At 68.9% G+C, this 14860-nt stretch carries 18 protein-coding genes; 14 read left to right on the top strand and 4 right to left on the bottom strand.

Annotation, left to right across the window (positions count from 1 at the left end; all coding sequences use genetic code 11):
* Positions 1-14 precede the first annotated feature (14 nt).
* Together TTY48_RS13235 and TTY48_RS13230 are read left to right on the top strand one after the other, a co-directional pair.
* Entirely contained in the window at positions 15-500 is a 486-nt protein-coding gene (locus TTY48_RS13235; RefSeq protein WP_220657933.1) for a hotdog fold domain-containing protein, read from the top strand.
* Positions 501-649: 149 nt separating this feature from the next.
* Positions 650-1357, top strand: coding sequence for a S1 family peptidase (locus tag TTY48_RS13230; protein ID WP_220657932.1), 708 nt, complete (start codon positions 650-652; stop codon positions 1355-1357).
* Between the two features lie 85 nt (positions 1358-1442).
* Here the strand turns inward: TTY48_RS13230 and TTY48_RS13225 are convergent, their stop codons facing one another.
* Positions 1443-2537, bottom strand: coding sequence for a CaiB/BaiF CoA-transferase family protein (locus tag TTY48_RS13225; protein WP_220657931.1), 1095 nt, complete (start codon positions 2535-2537; stop codon positions 1443-1445).
* A 33-nt stretch (positions 2538-2570) separates the two neighbouring features.
* On the opposite strand from TTY48_RS13225, the gene TTY48_RS13220 reads away from it, so the two are divergent.
* On the top strand, positions 2571-3182 hold the full coding sequence (locus TTY48_RS13220) for an alpha/beta fold hydrolase (protein ID WP_220657930.1): 612 nt from the start codon (positions 2571-2573) through the stop codon (positions 3180-3182).
* On the opposite strand, the gene TTY48_RS13215 is transcribed toward TTY48_RS13220, so the two are convergent.
* Positions 3167-4654, bottom strand: a complete 1488-nt coding sequence (locus tag TTY48_RS13215) for an NAD(P)/FAD-dependent oxidoreductase (RefSeq protein ID WP_220657929.1) — start codon at positions 4652-4654, stop codon at positions 3167-3169. The genes TTY48_RS13220 and TTY48_RS13215 overlap by 16 nt on opposite strands.
* A 56-nt stretch (positions 4655-4710) precedes the next feature.
* Here TTY48_RS13215 and TTY48_RS13210 point away from each other — a divergent pair, with 56 nt between their 5' ends.
* The 6 genes from TTY48_RS13210 (at position 4711) to TTY48_RS13185 (ending at position 10177) form a co-directional block, all read left to right on the top strand.
* Complete coding sequence (locus TTY48_RS13210) at positions 4711-6066, top strand: AarF/ABC1/UbiB kinase family protein (RefSeq protein WP_220657928.1); 1356 nt, start codon at positions 4711-4713, stop codon at positions 6064-6066.
* Positions 6067-6115: 49 nt separating this feature from the next.
* Positions 6116-6577: a hypothetical protein gene (locus tag TTY48_RS13205; RefSeq protein ID WP_220657927.1), complete on the top strand. Its 462-nt coding sequence runs from the start codon at positions 6116-6118 to the stop codon at positions 6575-6577.
* 24 nt (positions 6578-6601) lie between these two features.
* Positions 6602-7624: a ferredoxin--NADP reductase gene (locus tag TTY48_RS13200; RefSeq protein WP_220657926.1), complete on the top strand. Its 1023-nt coding sequence runs from the start codon at positions 6602-6604 to the stop codon at positions 7622-7624.
* Positions 7624-8778: an alcohol dehydrogenase catalytic domain-containing protein gene (locus TTY48_RS13195; RefSeq protein ID WP_220657925.1), complete on the top strand. Its 1155-nt coding sequence runs from the start codon at positions 7624-7626 to the stop codon at positions 8776-8778. Before TTY48_RS13200 ends, TTY48_RS13195 begins: the two co-directional genes overlap by 1 nt.
* A 128-nt stretch (positions 8779-8906) precedes the next feature.
* On the top strand, positions 8907-9707 hold the full coding sequence (locus TTY48_RS13190) for a HEAT repeat domain-containing protein (protein ID WP_255585666.1): 801 nt from the start codon (positions 8907-8909) through the stop codon (positions 9705-9707).
* Positions 9704-10177 carry a YbaB/EbfC family nucleoid-associated protein gene (locus tag TTY48_RS13185; RefSeq protein ID WP_220657924.1) on the top strand — a complete coding sequence of 158 codons (474 nt, stop codon included), beginning with the start codon at positions 9704-9706 and terminating at the stop codon, positions 10175-10177. Before TTY48_RS13190 ends, TTY48_RS13185 begins: the two co-directional genes overlap by 4 nt.
* A gap of 21 nt (positions 10178-10198) precedes the next feature.
* Here the strand turns inward: TTY48_RS13185 and TTY48_RS13180 are convergent, their stop codons facing one another.
* Positions 10199-10648, bottom strand: coding sequence for a hypothetical protein (locus tag TTY48_RS13180; protein WP_220657923.1), 450 nt, complete (start codon positions 10646-10648; stop codon positions 10199-10201).
* Here TTY48_RS13180 and TTY48_RS13175 point away from each other — a divergent pair.
* Genes TTY48_RS13175 through TTY48_RS13155 form a run of 5 tightly spaced genes read left to right on the top strand, consistent with a single transcriptional unit; the run spans position 10647 to position 14005 of the window.
* Entirely contained in the window at positions 10647-11006 is a 360-nt protein-coding gene (locus TTY48_RS13175) for a WXG100 family type VII secretion target (RefSeq protein ID WP_308443060.1), read from the top strand. The two genes, TTY48_RS13180 and TTY48_RS13175, sit on opposite strands and share 2 nt — an antisense overlap.
* A 2-nt stretch (positions 11007-11008) precedes the next feature.
* Positions 11009-11296, top strand: a complete 288-nt coding sequence (locus TTY48_RS13170) for a WXG100 family type VII secretion target (protein ID WP_255585664.1) — start codon at positions 11009-11011, stop codon at positions 11294-11296.
* Entirely contained in the window at positions 11293-11904 is a 612-nt protein-coding gene (locus TTY48_RS13165) for a hypothetical protein (protein ID WP_220657920.1), read from the top strand. Before TTY48_RS13170 ends, TTY48_RS13165 begins: the two co-directional genes overlap by 4 nt.
* A complete protein-coding gene (locus TTY48_RS13160; RefSeq protein ID WP_220657919.1) occupies positions 11901-13313 on the top strand; it encodes a putative toxin in 1413 nt (470 codons plus the stop codon). Before TTY48_RS13165 ends, TTY48_RS13160 begins: the two co-directional genes overlap by 4 nt.
* Positions 13310-14005 carry a HEAT repeat domain-containing protein gene (locus TTY48_RS13155; RefSeq protein WP_220657918.1) on the top strand — a complete coding sequence of 232 codons (696 nt, stop codon included), beginning with the start codon at positions 13310-13312 and terminating at the stop codon, positions 14003-14005. Before TTY48_RS13160 ends, TTY48_RS13155 begins: the two co-directional genes overlap by 4 nt.
* Positions 14006-14015: 10 nt before the next feature.
* On the opposite strand, the gene TTY48_RS13150 is transcribed toward TTY48_RS13155, so the two are convergent.
* Positions 14016-14825, bottom strand: coding sequence for an SDR family oxidoreductase (locus TTY48_RS13150; protein WP_220657917.1), 810 nt, complete (start codon positions 14823-14825; stop codon positions 14016-14018).
* Between the last annotated feature and the right edge of the window lie 35 nt (positions 14826-14860).

Genomic DNA, 14860 nt, shown 5'->3' with positions numbered 1-14860 from the left:
GTAAGGTAGGCGCCATGACTGACACCACCGGCACGTACAAGCTGTGGCGCAAGCTGAGCGATAAGCCGCTCGGCAAGCTCGCCTTCTCCGCCGGCGCCTCGCTCAAGGCGCCCTACTTCGCCTCGGTCACGCCCTACGTCTCCGAGCTGGAGTACGGGCACGCCGTGGTGAAGGGGCCGAAGTGGTGGTTCGTGCAGAACCACATCGGCACCTTCCACGCCATCGCCGCCTGCAACCTCGCCGAGGTCGGCATGGGCATGGTGATGGAGGCATCCACCCCGTCCACCCACCGCTGGCTGCCGAAGTCGATGAAGGTGGATTACCTCGCCAAGGCGGAATCGTCGCTCACCGCGACGGCCACCTTCCTGGAGCCGGTCGACTGGGACGCGATCACCGCCGGACAGGACGTGGTGGTCGACATCGCGATCCGCGACAACAAGGGCACCGAGGTGGTGCACGCGCAGATCACCACCTGGGTCACACCGAAGCCTGTGAAGTAGAGATTTTTCTTCACTCACGCAACACTCGCCTCTATAGTTAACAGAGGCAACTCGGTTTACACGCGGTGCGCGCTGTGGCACGCTACCGTCGCACAGCCGTGCCGCCACCGGCCCGATCCCGGGCCACCGCCGCCGAACCGAGGAGAATCATGCGCCGCACCCACGCGCCTCGCGCCCGGAGCGCCGCCGCGTCCCTCGCCGTCGCGGCGGCGGTCGCCGCACTCGTCCCGGCCGCCGCACAGGCCGAGCCGGTCGCCTCGGTCACGCCGGGCAGCTCCGTGCTCACGGTGTCCAAGATGGTCGGCAACGTGGCCGACGGCCGCGGCTGCACCGTGGGATTCATCGGTCAGCGCAGCGACGGCTCCCGGGTGGGTGTCTACGCCGGACACTGCGGCGCGCAAGGCCAGCAGGTGGTGGTCGACGGCCGGATCGCCGGCGTCAACATCGCCTCGTCGGCTCCACGTCTGACCAGCTCCGACACGTTCGTCGTGCCGAACGCTCCCGACTGGGGCGTCTTCGAGCTGGATCCGCGGGTCGCGCGGGCCACCCCGGGCGGCAAGATCCGCCCGACCAGTGTCGGCGTGGCCAAGGCGGGCGATCCCGTGTGCAGCCAGGGCGTGAGCTCGGGCTGGCGCTGCGGCAAGGTGATCAGCGTGGACAACGGCTACATCGCCACCACGATCCCGGTCCAGGTGGGCGACAGCGGCGGGCCGCTGGTCCGCAGCACCGACAACGCCGCCCTCGGGCTGGCCAGCCGCGCCGCCACCTTCAACGGCGCCGCCAAGCCCAATGGATCGCTGTTCTACGACGTCTCGGCCGCGCTCAACGCCGCCGGCCTCGCGCTCGTCGTCGGCTAGCACCCGCTCCCGAAACCGGCGTCATCCGCGGCGATACGACGCCCAGCGCCGTGAGGCCGCGGATTCCGCCGGTTTCAGAATGCGACTAGCGCCAGAGGGTGTCGGCGTCTGCGACATCCACCGACGGTTCCTGCGGCGCCGCGGCGGGCGTGCGGGAGAAGCGGGGTGCGGGAGCCGGAGCGGTCACGCCGCCCACCTGCGGCAGGTTGTTCCGCGCGGCCATGTGCGGATGCTTCGGGGCCTCCTCGAAGGTGAGGATCGGCGCCACACAGGCATCGGAATCGAGGAAGACCTCGGCCCACTCGTCGCGGGACTTGGTCTTGATCGCGGCCTCCAGCGCGGCCCGGAGCTCGGGCCACCGCGCCTGATCCAGCTGGTAGGGCAGGTCCTCCTGCTTGAGGCCCAGCTTGTCCAGCAGCTCGGCGAAGAACTGCGGCTCGATCGCGCCCACGGAGATGTACTTGCCGTCGGAGCACTCGTAGGTGTCGTAGAAGGGCGCGCCGCCGTCGAGGGTGTTCACGCCGCGCTCATCGCTCCAGATGCCCTGGCCGCGGAAGTCCCACTGCATCTGCCCGATGAGGGAGGCACCGTCGACCATCGCGACGTCGATCACCTGCCCCTTGCCCGAGGTGTTGCGCTCGTACAGCGCGGCGAGCACGCCGAAGACGAGGAACATCGAGCCGCCGGCGAAGTCGCCCACCAGGTTCAGCGGCGGCACGGGGCGCTCGCCCTTGCGGCCGATGGCGTGCAGCAGGCCGGTGAGCGAGATGTAGTTCATGTCGTGGCCGGCGCGCTGCGCGAACGGGCCCTCCTGGCCCCAGCCGGTCATCCGGGCGAAGACGAGGCGCGGGTTGCGCTCGAGCACCACGTCGGGGCCGAGGCCGAGGCGCTCCATGACGCCGGGGCGGAAGCCCTCGACGATCACGTCGGCGCGGTCGATCAGGTCGAGGATCTTCGCGATGTCGTCGGGGTTCTTCAGATCGGCCTCGACGATGGTGCGGCCGCGCTTGACGCCCTGTGCCTTGCCGGTGAGTCCGGCCACGCCCACGCCGGGTCGCTGCACCGAGACCACGTCGGCTCCCTGGTCGGCCAGCAGCATGGCCGCGTGCGGTGCGGGGCCCAGGCCCGCGAACTCGATCACCTTCAGGCCCGCGAGGGGGCCCTGCTTCGTCTGCGTCATGAATGCACGTTAACTTGCCCGTAGGCTGGCCGGGTGACCTGGCTCTCCATTCACGATCCCGACGGTCCGGTGCGCGCCACCCTGATCCTGGCGCACGGCGCGGGCGGCAATCGCGATGCGGCGATGTTGCGCCTGCTCGGCGAGGAATTGGCGCCGCGCGGGGTGCGCACCGTCCGCATCGATCTGCCTTATCGACGGTTGCGCCCGAAGGGGCCGCCGTCACCGTCGGGTCAGGCGGCCGATCGGGCCGCCTTCGCGGAGACCGCCGCGCTGCTCGAGATCGACGGTCCGGTGATCTGGGGCGGGCACAGTTACGGCGGCCGGATGGCGTCGATGGCGGTGGCAGAGGGCCCCGTCCGGCCCGATGCACTGCTGCTGTCGTCCTATCCGCTGCACCCGCCGGGGCGGCCGGAGAAGGCGCGCACGGCACACCTGCCCGAGATCGTGATCCCGACGGTGTTCGTGCACGGCAAGCGTGATCCGTTCGCCACTCCCGAGGAACTGGCGGAGGCGGCGGCGCTGGTCGCCGGACCCACCACGATCGTCGAGGTCAGCGCGGCGCACGATCTGGCACCGGCGAAGTCCGGGGCTCCGGCCAAGGCGGCCGAGGCGTTGATCGCCGCGCTCGATCAGTTGAACGCGTAGTCGTCGATCGGGAAGGTGCGGGCGTCGCGCCGCGCGCCGATCACGGAGCTGGGGCGCAGCAGCGTGGCCTCGCCGTGCGGATCGAAGTAGTAGCTGTGGCTGCCCTCGCACGATCCGAGCTGGAACACCGAGCGGCCCAGGCGGTCACTCATCGTGTCGAGGAATTCGGCGTTCGCCCGTTCGGTCACCTCGACGGTGCGTGCATCCCTGCGGCGCGCCTCGTCGAGCACGCGGCGCAGGTGCACCATCTGCGCCTCGATGGTCCAGAAGTACGACAGGCCGGTGTAGCTGTACGGGCTGTGCAGGCTGAAGAAGTTGGGGAACTTGGGGATCGCCATGCCCTCGTAGGCCTGGAACCGCGTGGTGCGCCAGAACTCGCCGAGGTTCACGCCGTCGCGGCCGGTCACATCGATGGCGGGGAAGTTCTTCTCCCACAGCGAGAATCCGGTGGCCAGGACGAGGGTGTCGATCTCGTGGACGGTGCCGTCGGCCATTTCGATGCCGCGGGGCAGCACCCGGCGGATGGCGCCGGGTTCCAGCGTCGTGTTCTCGCGGGCGAAGGTCGGGAAGTACGTGTTGGAGAAGGTGGGGCGCTTGCAGCCGAAGGAGTACTGCGGGGTGAGTGCGGCGCGGGTCCGCTTGTCGCGCACCTGAGCGAACATGTGCGCCTTGGCCAGGAGCGCGGCCACGGAGTTGAACCGGTGCCCGTACTTGTAGTTGAGAACGCCCACGGTGCTGAGGATTTCGAGTGCGGTGGAGTTCGCGAGCCGGGCCGCGCGCTGGGTCATGGGGAGGGCGCCGAACAGGCCGCGCACGGCGGCGGGTACCGCGAAGTCGACCTTGGGCACCACCCAGATCGGGGTGCGCTGGAAGACGGTGAGCCGTCCGGCCACCTTGGCCAGTTCGGGCACCAGCTGCACGCCGGTGGCGCCGGTGCCGATCACGCCGATCCGGCGGCCCGCGAGATCGGCGTCGTCGTCCCACTGGGCGCTGTGGATCACGGTGCCGGCGAAGTCCTCGATACCCTCGATATCGGGCAGTTTGGGCTGGCTGAGGAAGCCGGTGGCGGTGATCAGGTAGCGGGTGCGCAGCTTCTCCTCGAGCCCGCCGTCGCGCACCACGGTGACCTCCCACTCGGCGGCCTCGGCATCCCAGCGGGCGCCCTTAACGTCCACCCCGAAGCGCATCGTCCGGCGCAGGTCGTACTTGTCGGCGACGTGGCTCGCGTAGGCCTTGAGCTCTGCGCCCGGGGCGTACAGGCGCGACCAGTTCGGGTTCGGCTCGAAGGAGTACGAGTAGGTCACGGAGGCGATGTCGACGGCCAGGCCCGGGTAGTGGTTGACGTGCCAGGTTCCGCCCAGATCGTCCTCGCGCTCGAGGATCACCACATCGTCGATGCCCATCCGTCCCAGCTCGATCGCGGCACCCATGCCGCCGAAGCCGGCCCCTACGATGATCACGTCGTGCGTCATGGATACCGATGGTATTCGAATACCGTCGGATTTCAATACCGGACTACCCTGGGCGCATGAGCGAAGACGACCCGGCCACGCGGCTGCGGCGCGGGGCGAAGCTGGGCGGCGCGGTGGCGCGCCAGGCGGTGGACCGCACGGTGACGCGGGCCGCCAATCGGGCCACCACGCCCGAGCAGCGCGCCGCGGCGGAGGAGAAGGCGGCGCTGCGCGCGGCGGACCGGCTGGTCACGGTGCTCGGGTCCATGCGGGGCGCCGCGATGAAGGTCGGCCAGGCCCTGGCCACCGTCGACCTGGGGCTGGTGCCGGAGCACGCCCTGCCCGCCTTCCAGGAGAAGCTCACCGCCCTCACCGACCGGGCGCCCGGCGCCGAGTTCAGCGAGGTCAAGGCCGTGATCGAGGCGGATTGCCCGCGCGGCGCGTTCGCCGAGATCGATCCCGAGCCGATGGCCGCCGCGTCGATCGGGCAGGTGCACCGGGCGGTCACCGCGGACGGCCGCGATGTGGCGGTGAAGGTGCAGTACCCGGGTATCGAGGCCGCGATCCGCGCCGACCTGAAGAACCTCGGCCTGCTGCTCACCATGTGGCGCGGACGCCGCACCACCGCGATCCGCACCGAATCGGTGCTCCTGGAGATCAGCGAGACCATCCTGGCCGAGCTCGACTACCAGGGCGAGTGCGAGGCCCAGGCGACGGTGGCCCGGCGGTACGCGGGCCACCCCTTCATCCGGGTTCCCGCGCCGCTCCCGGAGCTGAGCGGCCCACGGGTCCTGGTGACCGAGTTCGTTCCGGGCGAGCGGTTCGGCTCCCTGGAGACGGCGCCGCAGGCCGACCGCGACCGGGCCGGGGAGATCCTGCACCGGTTCTACGTGGGCGGCGTCTTCGGCGACGGCGAGTTCTGCGGCGACCCGCACGCCGGGAACGTGCTCGTGTGCCCGGACGGCCGGCTCGCCTTCCTGGACTACGGACTCTACAAGACACTGGGCCCGGAATCGGCTGCGTTCGAACGGGATTGCTTCACGGCCGCCGACACCGGCCGAGGTGAGGATCTTGCGGATCTGCTGCGCGCGGTGGGTGCGCTGCGCGGCGAGGGCCCCTCGCCCGAGACTCTGCTGCGGTACTTCCGGCTGTCGGCGCCGTGGCACCTGCGGTCGGGCGTCACCACCATCACCTCCGCCGAGGTGAAGCGGGCGGTGGCCGTGGCGACCACGCCGCCCGAGGCCGATCCCCCGCTGCGCATGCCTGCCGCGCACACCTTCTCCCGCCGCGCGGAGCTGCTCACCTTCGGCATGATCGGCAGCCTGGAGGCCGCGGCCGATTGGCACGCGATCTGCCGTGAGTGGATCTACGGCGAGGCGCCGTCCACGGAGCTGGGCCGCGAGCACGCCGCCTGGCGGGCGATGCAGGTGTGAAACACCTCACGCCGCGCGAGCGATCATCCCCGCAGGAAGGGAGATCACCATGAACATCGCACGCACCATCGGTTCGGCCGGAGCCGCAAGCCTCGTGGCCGCCGGACTCCTCACCGCCCCCGCGCACGCGGAGGACCCCGTCGCCCAGACGGAGGTGTGCCGCGCCTACCCGAACGCCATCCTCGTCACCGCAGGTCAGGCCTGGCGCAGTGGGACCGACGGTAAGCCCGTCCCGGTTCCCGAGCAGATGGCGATGTCGGTGAGCCGCTCGGCCACCCTGGTCCCACCGCCCCCCGGATCGAACCTCGACGTCACCGTCGACTGGCGCAACACCCGCACCGGTGCCACCGGCACGCTGCACCAGGTGGGCGTCCTCGGGTCCGGCGGCGGATCGACCTACTTCCCGTTCGTCGCCACCGGCGCCGGCGCCATCGAGATCAAGGTCCGCGCCACCGCCAACATCGGTTTCCCGCTCCCCGGCTCCTGCCAGGGCACGCGCGCCGTGCGATGACGGAGCCCCGATAACCTGGAGGGCATGAGTCTCACCCCCCATTCGAGTCGTAGCCAGATCGTCACCGTCACGGACGTGATCGAAGAGACGGCGCTGGCGAAGTCCTTCGTCTTCGACGCGGAGTGGGACTACCGGCCTGGGCAGTTCATCACCGTTCGGGTGCCCTCGGAGCAGACCGGCTCGGTGGCCCGGTCGTACTCGCTGTACACCTCGCCCTTCGCCGCCGGCAGGCCCGGCGTCACGGTGAAGCGCACGGAGGGTGGGTACGCCTCGAACTGGCTGTGCGACAACCTCTCCCCCGGCACCGAGCTGGAGGTGCTGCCACCGTCGGGCGTCTTCGTGCCGGAGAGCCTGGACGTGCCCATCCTGCTGCTCGCGGCGGGCAGCGGCATCACGCCGATCATGTCGATCCTGTCGGCGGCGCTCACGGCGGGCACCCAGCCGATCACGCTGCTGTACGCGAACGCCGATCCGGCGGCCACCATCTTCCGGGAGGAGATCGCCCGTCTGGACGCCGAGAACGAGCGGCTCACCGTGATCTGGTGGATGGAGTCCGAGCGCGGCATCCCCGACGCCGATATGCTCGCCGCCCTGCTCACGCCCTATCACTCGCGTCCCACCTACCTGTGCGGCCGCGAGGAGTTCATGGCCGCCTGCAAGGAAGCGGCGAAGGTGATCGGCACCCCGCGTGAGCTGGTGCATCAGGAGATCTACGCCTCGCTGTCGGGCGATGCCTTCGCCGATATCGTGCCGCACGAGGTGGAGGTCACCGCGGATTCACCGCAGGTCACCGTCTACAACCTGGGTGCCACGTTCACCGTGCCGTGGCCCGAGGGCGAATCGCTGGTGGACGTGCTCATCAACAACGGCCACGATGTGCCCTACTCCTGCCAGTCGGGCGAGTGCGCCACCTGTCTGTGCAAGCTCACCAAGGGCACCGTCGAGATGGCCGTGACCGACGGACTCGACCCCGACGACGCCGAAGACGGCTACATTCTGGGGTGCCAGGCGAAGCCGACATCGCCGGAGTTGGAGGTCGAGTACTGATGCGCATCCGCGGGGCCGTGCTGGAGGAGATCGGTAGGGCCAGGCCCTATTCGGAGTCGCACCCGATCACCGTGTCGGAACTCGAGCTCGACGCTCCGGGGCCGGGCGAGGTACTGGTGCGGATCGAGGCCGCGGGCCTGTGCCATTCCGATCTGTCCGTGGTCGACGGCAACCGCGTCCGCCCCGTGCCGATGCTGCTGGGCCACGAGGCGGCGGGCATCATCGAGGAACTCGGCCCCCTGGCGCCGGGAGCGGAGCGAGCGGGCCCGATCGATGCCGCCGCCGACAGTCTCGCCGTGGGCGACCGCGTGGTGATGGCCTTCCTGCCCCGGTGCGGCGAGTGTGCCAATTGCCGTACCGACGGCCAACTTCCGTGCACCCCGGGCAGTGTCGCGAACAATGCCGGGGAGCTGCTGGGCGGCGGCCGGCGACTCTCCCGCGACGGCGAGGCGGTGCAGCACCACCTCGGCGTCTCCGGGTTCGCGACGCACGCCGTGGTGGACGCGCGCTCGGTGACCCGGGTCGACGGTGACGTACCCCCGGACATCGCGGCCGTGCTCGGTTGCGCGGTGCTGACGGGCGGCGGCGCGGTACTCAATGCCGGGGCGCCGTCGAACGGCGACGACGTGATCGTCATCGGCCTCGGGGGCGTGGGCATGGCCGCCGTGCTCACCGCCCTGTCGCTCAAGGCCGACGGTGCCGTCGGCCGCGTGATCGGTGTCGACGCGCAGGCGGCGAAACTGGACCAGGTGCGCGAGCTGGGCGCCGATGCCGCATACACGCCGGAAGAGCTTGCCGCGGAGGGTGTTCGCGCGCCCGTCGTGATCGAGGCGGCCGGACATCCGAAGGCCTTCGAGGCCGCCGTCGCCGCGACCGCGGTGGGCGGGAAGACGGTGACCGTGGGCCTGCCGAATCCCGCTGCGCGGTCCGAGATCAGCCCGCTGGTGCTCACCGCCGAGGCACGCACCATTATCGGTAGCTACCTGGGATCCGCTGTGCCGCAGCGGGACATCCCGCGATATGTGGACATGTGGCGCGCCGGCCGGTTGCCGGTGGAGAAGCTGATCTCCGGTGTGATCACCCTCGATCAGATCAACGAGGGCATGGACGCCCTTGCCGACGGCACAGCCGTCCGCCAGGTGATCCGCTTCTGATCCGCCCGCCTCCGCGTACTGCGGGATTCCTGGAACAATCGCAGAGGCTTCGATAGCATCCAGGAGAACAGGCGGTTCGGGACTGCGGGGAGGCAGGTCCGCCGCCGTACACGCTGGGGGGTGTGTGGATGACCGATGTCGATCCGCAGTGGTACTTCGATGCCGCCCACCTCGGTGCACTCCCCCGACGGCGTGGGACCGATGGGGGTACCAGGTCGATGACTGAAGATGACCTCTTCCACTACGTGCGTATGCCCAAGGGCGATGACTGGAAGAAGATCTTCGACCAGTATCCTCAGACTTACGTTCAGGGCAAAGGCGGTTTCGACCGCCGATTGGTCGACGATCTGGACGCGGTCGGCGTCCGCATGACACGGCTCAGCGATATCTCGGGGCTCCCCACCGTCCCTCCCGCGGTCGACGTCGCGGCAGACTGGCTGACGCACCTCGACGAACGCATTCCCGGTGACGAGACACGGCACCGGGAGGGGATCCGCTACGGTCTGATCAACCTTCTCAACGATCCCGCCGCGAAAGGCAACCGCGTCGCGATCGAGGCCCTCACACGGCAGATCAATCGAGCCGACCCCGCCCTGCCCGAATACGCCCAAATATGGTCCGTCATGAGCCTGGCCCGCATCGCCACCGAAAGCGACTACCAGCGCATGATGGACCTGTTCCACAGACCCGACATCGTGGACGGCGGCCGAGCAGCGATCGTGGCCTACTTCGGGCGATTCCGGCGCCCCGAATCCCGCGAGGCCGCGCTCGCGAGCATCGACCGCCCGGTCGTCCGCGCCGAGGCCATCCGCACCCTCGGCAAGATCGGGAACCCGGATGACATCGCCGTCATCGCCCCGTACGAGGACGACGACGACCCTCACGTCCGCCGGGCCGCCCGCACCGCACTGAAACGGCTCCGCTCATGACCGACGACTTCTTCGCATCCATGACCGAGGACCTGAAGGCGCAGGCAGCGACCTTCCAGACAGTCCGAGCGGAGCTGGAGGCCATGACCGCCGAGGTCAGATCACCGGACCAGGCCGTCACGGTGTGCGTAGCCGGCGACGGGACGGTGCGTCGGGTCACCCTGCACCCCATCAGCCGGCACCTGGAGCCCGCGGCACTCGGCTCGTCGATCGCCCTGACGACGAATCGTGCGTTGGAGCAGGTGCAGGAGAAGATGCACCGCCGCCTGTCCGCGGCGCAGGAGGCCCGCCGGCGCGTCACGGCCGGGCTGAACCGCGACGACATTCGCCTCGGCGACGCGATCGACGAGTTCGTGGCGGCCTCGGAGCGACCACCGTCGCCCGTCGAGCGAGTCGCTCCGGCGCAGCGTGGCGACCGCTACGCGGGCCGGCCTCTGGAAGAACGCCCCGGCGGCTTCTTGTCCCGCTGATGAGGCCACCGGGTACCGCCGTCACGCGCTCGGTGTAGCTCCGCTGGCACGCCAGAGTCGTTGCACACCTTGCGAAACCGTCATCGAATCGGAGTCGATCATGAAGGTGTCTTCGCGATCGACGTACGGCACCACGACGTCGAAGGCTTGCCCGTCGCGGTGCTCGACGATGATCTTGAGCGCGTCGGTGCCCGCCCCGACCACACGCACATCCAGGGTCACGGCGCGGGCACGGAGAAGCTCGCGGTCGTCAGCGAGGGTGAGCCGGCCGATATTGGTGTCCTCGTCGGTAGCGCTGACCGAGGTGTCGAGCTTGCGCATCGAACGACTCCCGTCGACCGCGATCGCCAAGCTGAACGGCGTAAGAGTATCGCCGCGTTCGAGTACCCCCGCGGCCGCTTCCACGCTATCGTTGAGGAGGGAGTCGAGATCGGCTTGAGTGTGCGGGGAGGCATCGTCGCGCCAGCTCATGTCGTTCCACCAATCGGTTGGGGGGCCGAGAATGAACACGAGACTACAGGTGAACCCTGCGGATCTGCGGACGGGCGGCACGAGGTTCGACGCCCAGCAGGCCCGGATCGCATCGATCCTCAACGCGGCCGAACGCGCCCACACGGACCTTCAGGGCACGTGGCAGGGTTCGGCGGCGGAGGTCATGCAGGAGCGCTGGGACGAGCACCTGCCAGGAGTCGGTGAGCACGTGGCGAAACTGACTGAGTACGCGCGGCTACTCACCTCCACGGCTGCCGACTACGCGGACACGGAATCGGGTAGCACCGAAGAGATCCGGGCTGCCGGCGAAGGCGGCGTCCTCGACCTGGAGGCGTAGCTGTGCGGTACAGGTACGACCTCGCCGCCATGGGTGATTTCGTAGACGCCCTGGACAAACAGATCACCGAGATCACCGACCGCTGCGCCGAGGTCCGTTCCGCCACCGGCGAGGTGCTCGCCACCTACAAGGGCACCGCCGCGGAGGCCTTCAACAGCACACAGTCGCAGTGGCAGTCGGATATGGAGGAGCGCATCAAGCAGCTCCAAGCGCTGCGCACCCACGTCGCAACCTGCAAACGCAACTACGAAGAAGCCGATCGCGTGATCTTGAAGATGTTCGGCTCATGAGGCGGATCGTCGGATTCCTGCTCGCGACTGCGCTTCTGGCCACGTCGTGCGGTACGCAGAAGCCCGCGATCAACGGCGGTCCCGAGCGGTCGACGTGCGATGCGACGAAACCGACGGGCGGAGCGGTCATCCTCGAGGCACCGATCACGGTGAAGATCCCGAAGCTGCCGCGGTGGTGGACCGCAGAACGCACCGTGCCCGACAGTCTCTCGGTCATCACCCGGCAGCCGGAAAGACTTCTCAGCGCCTCCCTCACTATCCGCGTCGGCCAGGCGACCCGCCAAGACGACGCCGAAAGCAGCCTCCAATTCCTGGCCGGATTGAGGATGCCGAGTTGGAAGGAGACGAGCCGCGAGGCGATCCGGGTGTGCGGGCTTCGCGGTATCGAGAGCGTCGGAGTGTACGAGGAGCCCCGCACCGTCCACAGCCGTGACTCCGACAAGCGCCCCTATAGCCGCCAGCTCACGAAGGCCTTCTTACTGGTCGGGGATCGGGTCGGCACCACCTTGTACATGATCCAGGCATCGGTCCGGATCTCCGACGAGACCACTGAATTCGACACCGATATCGCCCTCATGCTGGACAACCTGGAAATCGTCCGATCATGACCGACGTCGATCCGCAGTGGTACTTCGACACCGCGGCCGCGATGCGGAAGCTGGGCAAGGACATCGCCACAGAGCTGACCTCGCTCCAGGGGAAACTGTCCGGCATATCGAACTCCGCCGGCAATCACACATCGGCCGGACACACCTGGGCCACGGCCTACGATCAGGCGGCCTCCGACGTCTTCGAGGCCGCGTCCCTCACCGCGATCGCGGCCGACAACCTGGGCGAGATGGTCCACAAGGCCGGTACCGAGCGCCTCCGCGTGCAGAACGAGAACTCACCCGGCCGGCAGGCGGTCTCGGCCCCGGCGCTGCCCGCCGGCAGCGGATTGACCATCTCGATGCACCCGACGGTGCGCTCGACGGGCGGCCTCCACGACCTCCCCGAGGATTGGGACATCATCGAGGGGCGGATCGAGAAGAAGTGGGCCGACTGCGATGTCGGGAAGATCAAGTCTGCCGGCGAGGCGTGGACGAGCAGCGTGGGAAACCTCAACACGGCGATCGAGGCCGTCCCGCCGATGAATACGACGCCCGACCCACCGCCCGAGGTGCCGAAGATCGACAAGGCGGTCAATCGCGTGACCAAGACGCTCGACGAGGTGCGACTGTGGGGTCAGTGCATCGCGAGCTCGTGTGATCACACCCAGAGCAAGTCCGATCTCGAGCGGAAGCAGATCAAGGCCATCCTGCTCAATGCCCGGATCATCATCGCCGTGCTCGAGAACCTCCCCGGCGGACCCGCGGCCGGCGCCGCCGCGGACTACGCGGTGGAAAAGTTCAAAGATCAAGCGGCGAAAGACGTCACGACGCTGCTCACCGAGCTCGACGGCTTCGTCGCGCAGGCGGCGGACAATCTCAAGCTGATCACCAACAAGGGCAACGTGACCAGCCTGATCCAATTCAAACTCGCGCCCCTGCTGGGCCGCTACGCCCGGCCGGACAAACCCGTCGCCGGGAACGGGAACAACCGCCAGCGGGGCGCGGACGGCGAGCGCCGTGCTGGAATCCCGCCCGGCTACAAGAAGCGCCGGGTGTACCCGAGCGCGCCACTCGGAAAGGGCGGCTACCGCTACCCCGACCACATCAATGACGACACCCGCCAGATCACCGAGGTCAAGAACACCAACGACACCCGCGATAGCGACAACCAGATCATCGACGAGGCGAACTGGGCAGCTGAGAACGGCTATACGATGACGCTGATCACCGACCATCGAACGACGCTGTCTCCCGAGGTGGAGAAGCTGCAATCGGAGGGCAAGATCACTGTGCTACGGATGGAGCTGGACGAAAATCTGGGAGGGCAGAAGCCGACGCCCTTCATCCCGACGGACACGTGGGTGCCGCCGCCGTCCGACCCCACAAAGCCGAAGGACTCGATACGGACAGGAGTGCCGACGCCATGAGCTTCGAGTACGACGGTATGCCGCAGGGCGACGACTGGATGGACTTCATCACGCACGCAGGCATGGTCGACGGCAAGGACGGGTTCGAACGCCGCCTGGTCGACGATCTCGCGGCGGTGGGTGTGCGGGCATTCACTGTCGGACGACTGAAGTCAGCGGTGCGCAGTGTGCCGCCGGCGATTCCGGTCTTCATCGACTGGCTGAACAATCTCGATTCGCGGGTACCCGGCGAAGAGACCCGGCATCGGTCGGGTTTGCGCACCTCGCTCATCTTGGCGCTCGACGATCCCGCAGCGAAGGGCGACCGCGCGGCGGTCGACGCGCTGTTCCATCAACTCGATCGTCGATCACCTCCCCTTGCGCGGCCGGTCCAGATCTGGGCGACCGAGGTCCTCGGCCGTATCGCTACGAAGGACGACTACGAGCGCATGCTGGCACTCACCCGGCGGGCCGACCTCGAAGACGGAACCCGAATCGCCTTGGTTCGCTACCTCGGTCGCTTCCGCCGCGTGGAGTCCCGCGATATAGCCCGCAGCTACCTCGAACGTCCCATCGTCCGCCAGGAAGCGATTCACACTCTGGGCAAGGTAGGCACCTCGGACGACATCCCGATCGTCGAGAGCTTCCTGGACGACGAGAACCCCCGCGTGCGCAGGGCGGGCGAGACCGCCCTGAAGAAGCTCCGGGGCTAGCCGGCGCCGCCTACTCGGGCAGGGCAGCCGGACGCGGCCAGTCCTTCGGACGCTGCTGGGCGTCGAGACCACCGTCGGCGAAGATCACCGAGCCCACGATGTAGGCGGAGTCGGGACCGAGGAGAAAGCCTGCCAGGGCGGCGATCTCGTCGGGTCGCCCGGCACGCCCGGCCGGGATGAGCTTGACGTACTCGTCCATCGCCGCCCCCATCTGCGGGTCGGCCCGGCCGGCGCGGGTCATCGGGGTGTCGATGTAGCCCGGCGCCACGGCGTTGATGCGGATGCCGTGCCGCACGTAATCGGCCGCCTCGCAACGCGTGTAGTACGCGAGGGCCGCCTTCGACGCCGGATACGCCAGCACCGAGGCGTACTCGCCGTAGGAGTCCGCCAGACCCCGGGCCACCGCCTCGTCGCCGGCGAGGCAGGCGTCCGCGAGCTCGATCGGCCAACCCGGTTGCGTGGTGGTCGAATTCGAGCTGGCGAGCAGCACCGAAGAGGAGAGGGAGCGGGCCAGCAGGTGCCGAACACCTTCCAGCACCTCCACGGCGCCGAAGTAGTTCACCGAGACCACGGCCGAACCCGCGCGCCCCGCAGCGGGTCCGATACCGGCGAACGCCGCCAGCCCGTCGAGCGGGCAGTCCCCCACCAGCTCGCCGATCCGCGCCACCGCCTCCGCGCGCCCCGCGGGCGTCCCCAGATCCGCGTCGACATCGGCACCCGCGAGATCCACCCCGATCACGCCGTGCCCCTCGGCGTGCAATCGATCGGCAGTGGCGGCGCCCAGCCCCGACGCGGCACCGGTGACAACGTAGGTCCCCATGAATTCTCCTCCTCTGCCGAAAACCCGGTGACATC

The organism is Tsukamurella sp. TY48 (assembly GCF_019656655.1).
In the GTDB taxonomy this organism is placed as follows: Bacteria; Actinomycetota; Actinomycetes; order Mycobacteriales; family Mycobacteriaceae; genus Tsukamurella; species Tsukamurella strandjordii.
The sequence above is the reverse complement of the archived record's forward strand: the minus strand, read 5'-3'. Positions and strand labels throughout refer to the sequence as shown.

Bases quoted from the DNA above. Each gene is read 5' to 3' on its own strand.
- TTY48_RS13165 (WP_220657920.1), top strand. From the start codon at position 11,293: ATGAGGCGGATCGTCGGATTCCTGCTCGCGACTGCGCTTCTGGCCACG.
- TTY48_RS13225 (WP_220657931.1), bottom strand. From the start codon at position 2,537: ATGACGCAGACGAAGCAGGGCCCCCTCGCGGGCCTGAAGGTGATCGAG.
- TTY48_RS13230 (WP_220657932.1), top strand. From the start codon at position 650: ATGCGCCGCACCCACGCGCCTCGCGCCCGGAGCGCCGCCGCGTCCCTC.
- TTY48_RS13200 (WP_220657926.1), top strand. From the start codon at position 6,602: ATGAGTCTCACCCCCCATTCGAGTCGTAGCCAGATCGTCACCGTCACG.
- TTY48_RS13185 (WP_220657924.1), top strand. From the start codon at position 9,704: ATGACCGACGACTTCTTCGCATCCATGACCGAGGACCTGAAGGCGCAG.
- TTY48_RS13215 (WP_220657929.1), bottom strand. From the start codon at position 4,654: ATGACGCACGACGTGATCATCGTAGGGGCCGGCTTCGGCGGCATGGGT.
- TTY48_RS13175 (WP_308443060.1), top strand. From the start codon at position 10,647: ATGTCGTTCCACCAATCGGTTGGGGGGCCGAGAATGAACACGAGACTA.
- TTY48_RS13205 (WP_220657927.1), top strand. From the start codon at position 6,116: ATGAACATCGCACGCACCATCGGTTCGGCCGGAGCCGCAAGCCTCGTG.
- TTY48_RS13160 (WP_220657919.1), top strand. From the start codon at position 11,901: ATGACCGACGTCGATCCGCAGTGGTACTTCGACACCGCGGCCGCGATG.
- TTY48_RS13150 (WP_220657917.1), bottom strand. From the start codon at position 14,825: ATGGGGACCTACGTTGTCACCGGTGCCGCGTCGGGGCTGGGCGCCGCC.
- TTY48_RS13180 (WP_220657923.1), bottom strand. From the start codon at position 10,648: ATGAGCTGGCGCGACGATGCCTCCCCGCACACTCAAGCCGATCTCGAC.
- TTY48_RS13210 (WP_220657928.1), top strand. From the start codon at position 4,711: ATGAGCGAAGACGACCCGGCCACGCGGCTGCGGCGCGGGGCGAAGCTG.
- TTY48_RS13190 (WP_255585666.1), top strand. From the start codon at position 8,907: ATGACCGATGTCGATCCGCAGTGGTACTTCGATGCCGCCCACCTCGGT.
- TTY48_RS13235 (WP_220657933.1), top strand. From the start codon at position 15: ATGACTGACACCACCGGCACGTACAAGCTGTGGCGCAAGCTGAGCGAT.
- TTY48_RS13155 (WP_220657918.1), top strand. From the start codon at position 13,310: ATGAGCTTCGAGTACGACGGTATGCCGCAGGGCGACGACTGGATGGAC.
- TTY48_RS13195 (WP_220657925.1), top strand. From the start codon at position 7,624: ATGCGCATCCGCGGGGCCGTGCTGGAGGAGATCGGTAGGGCCAGGCCC.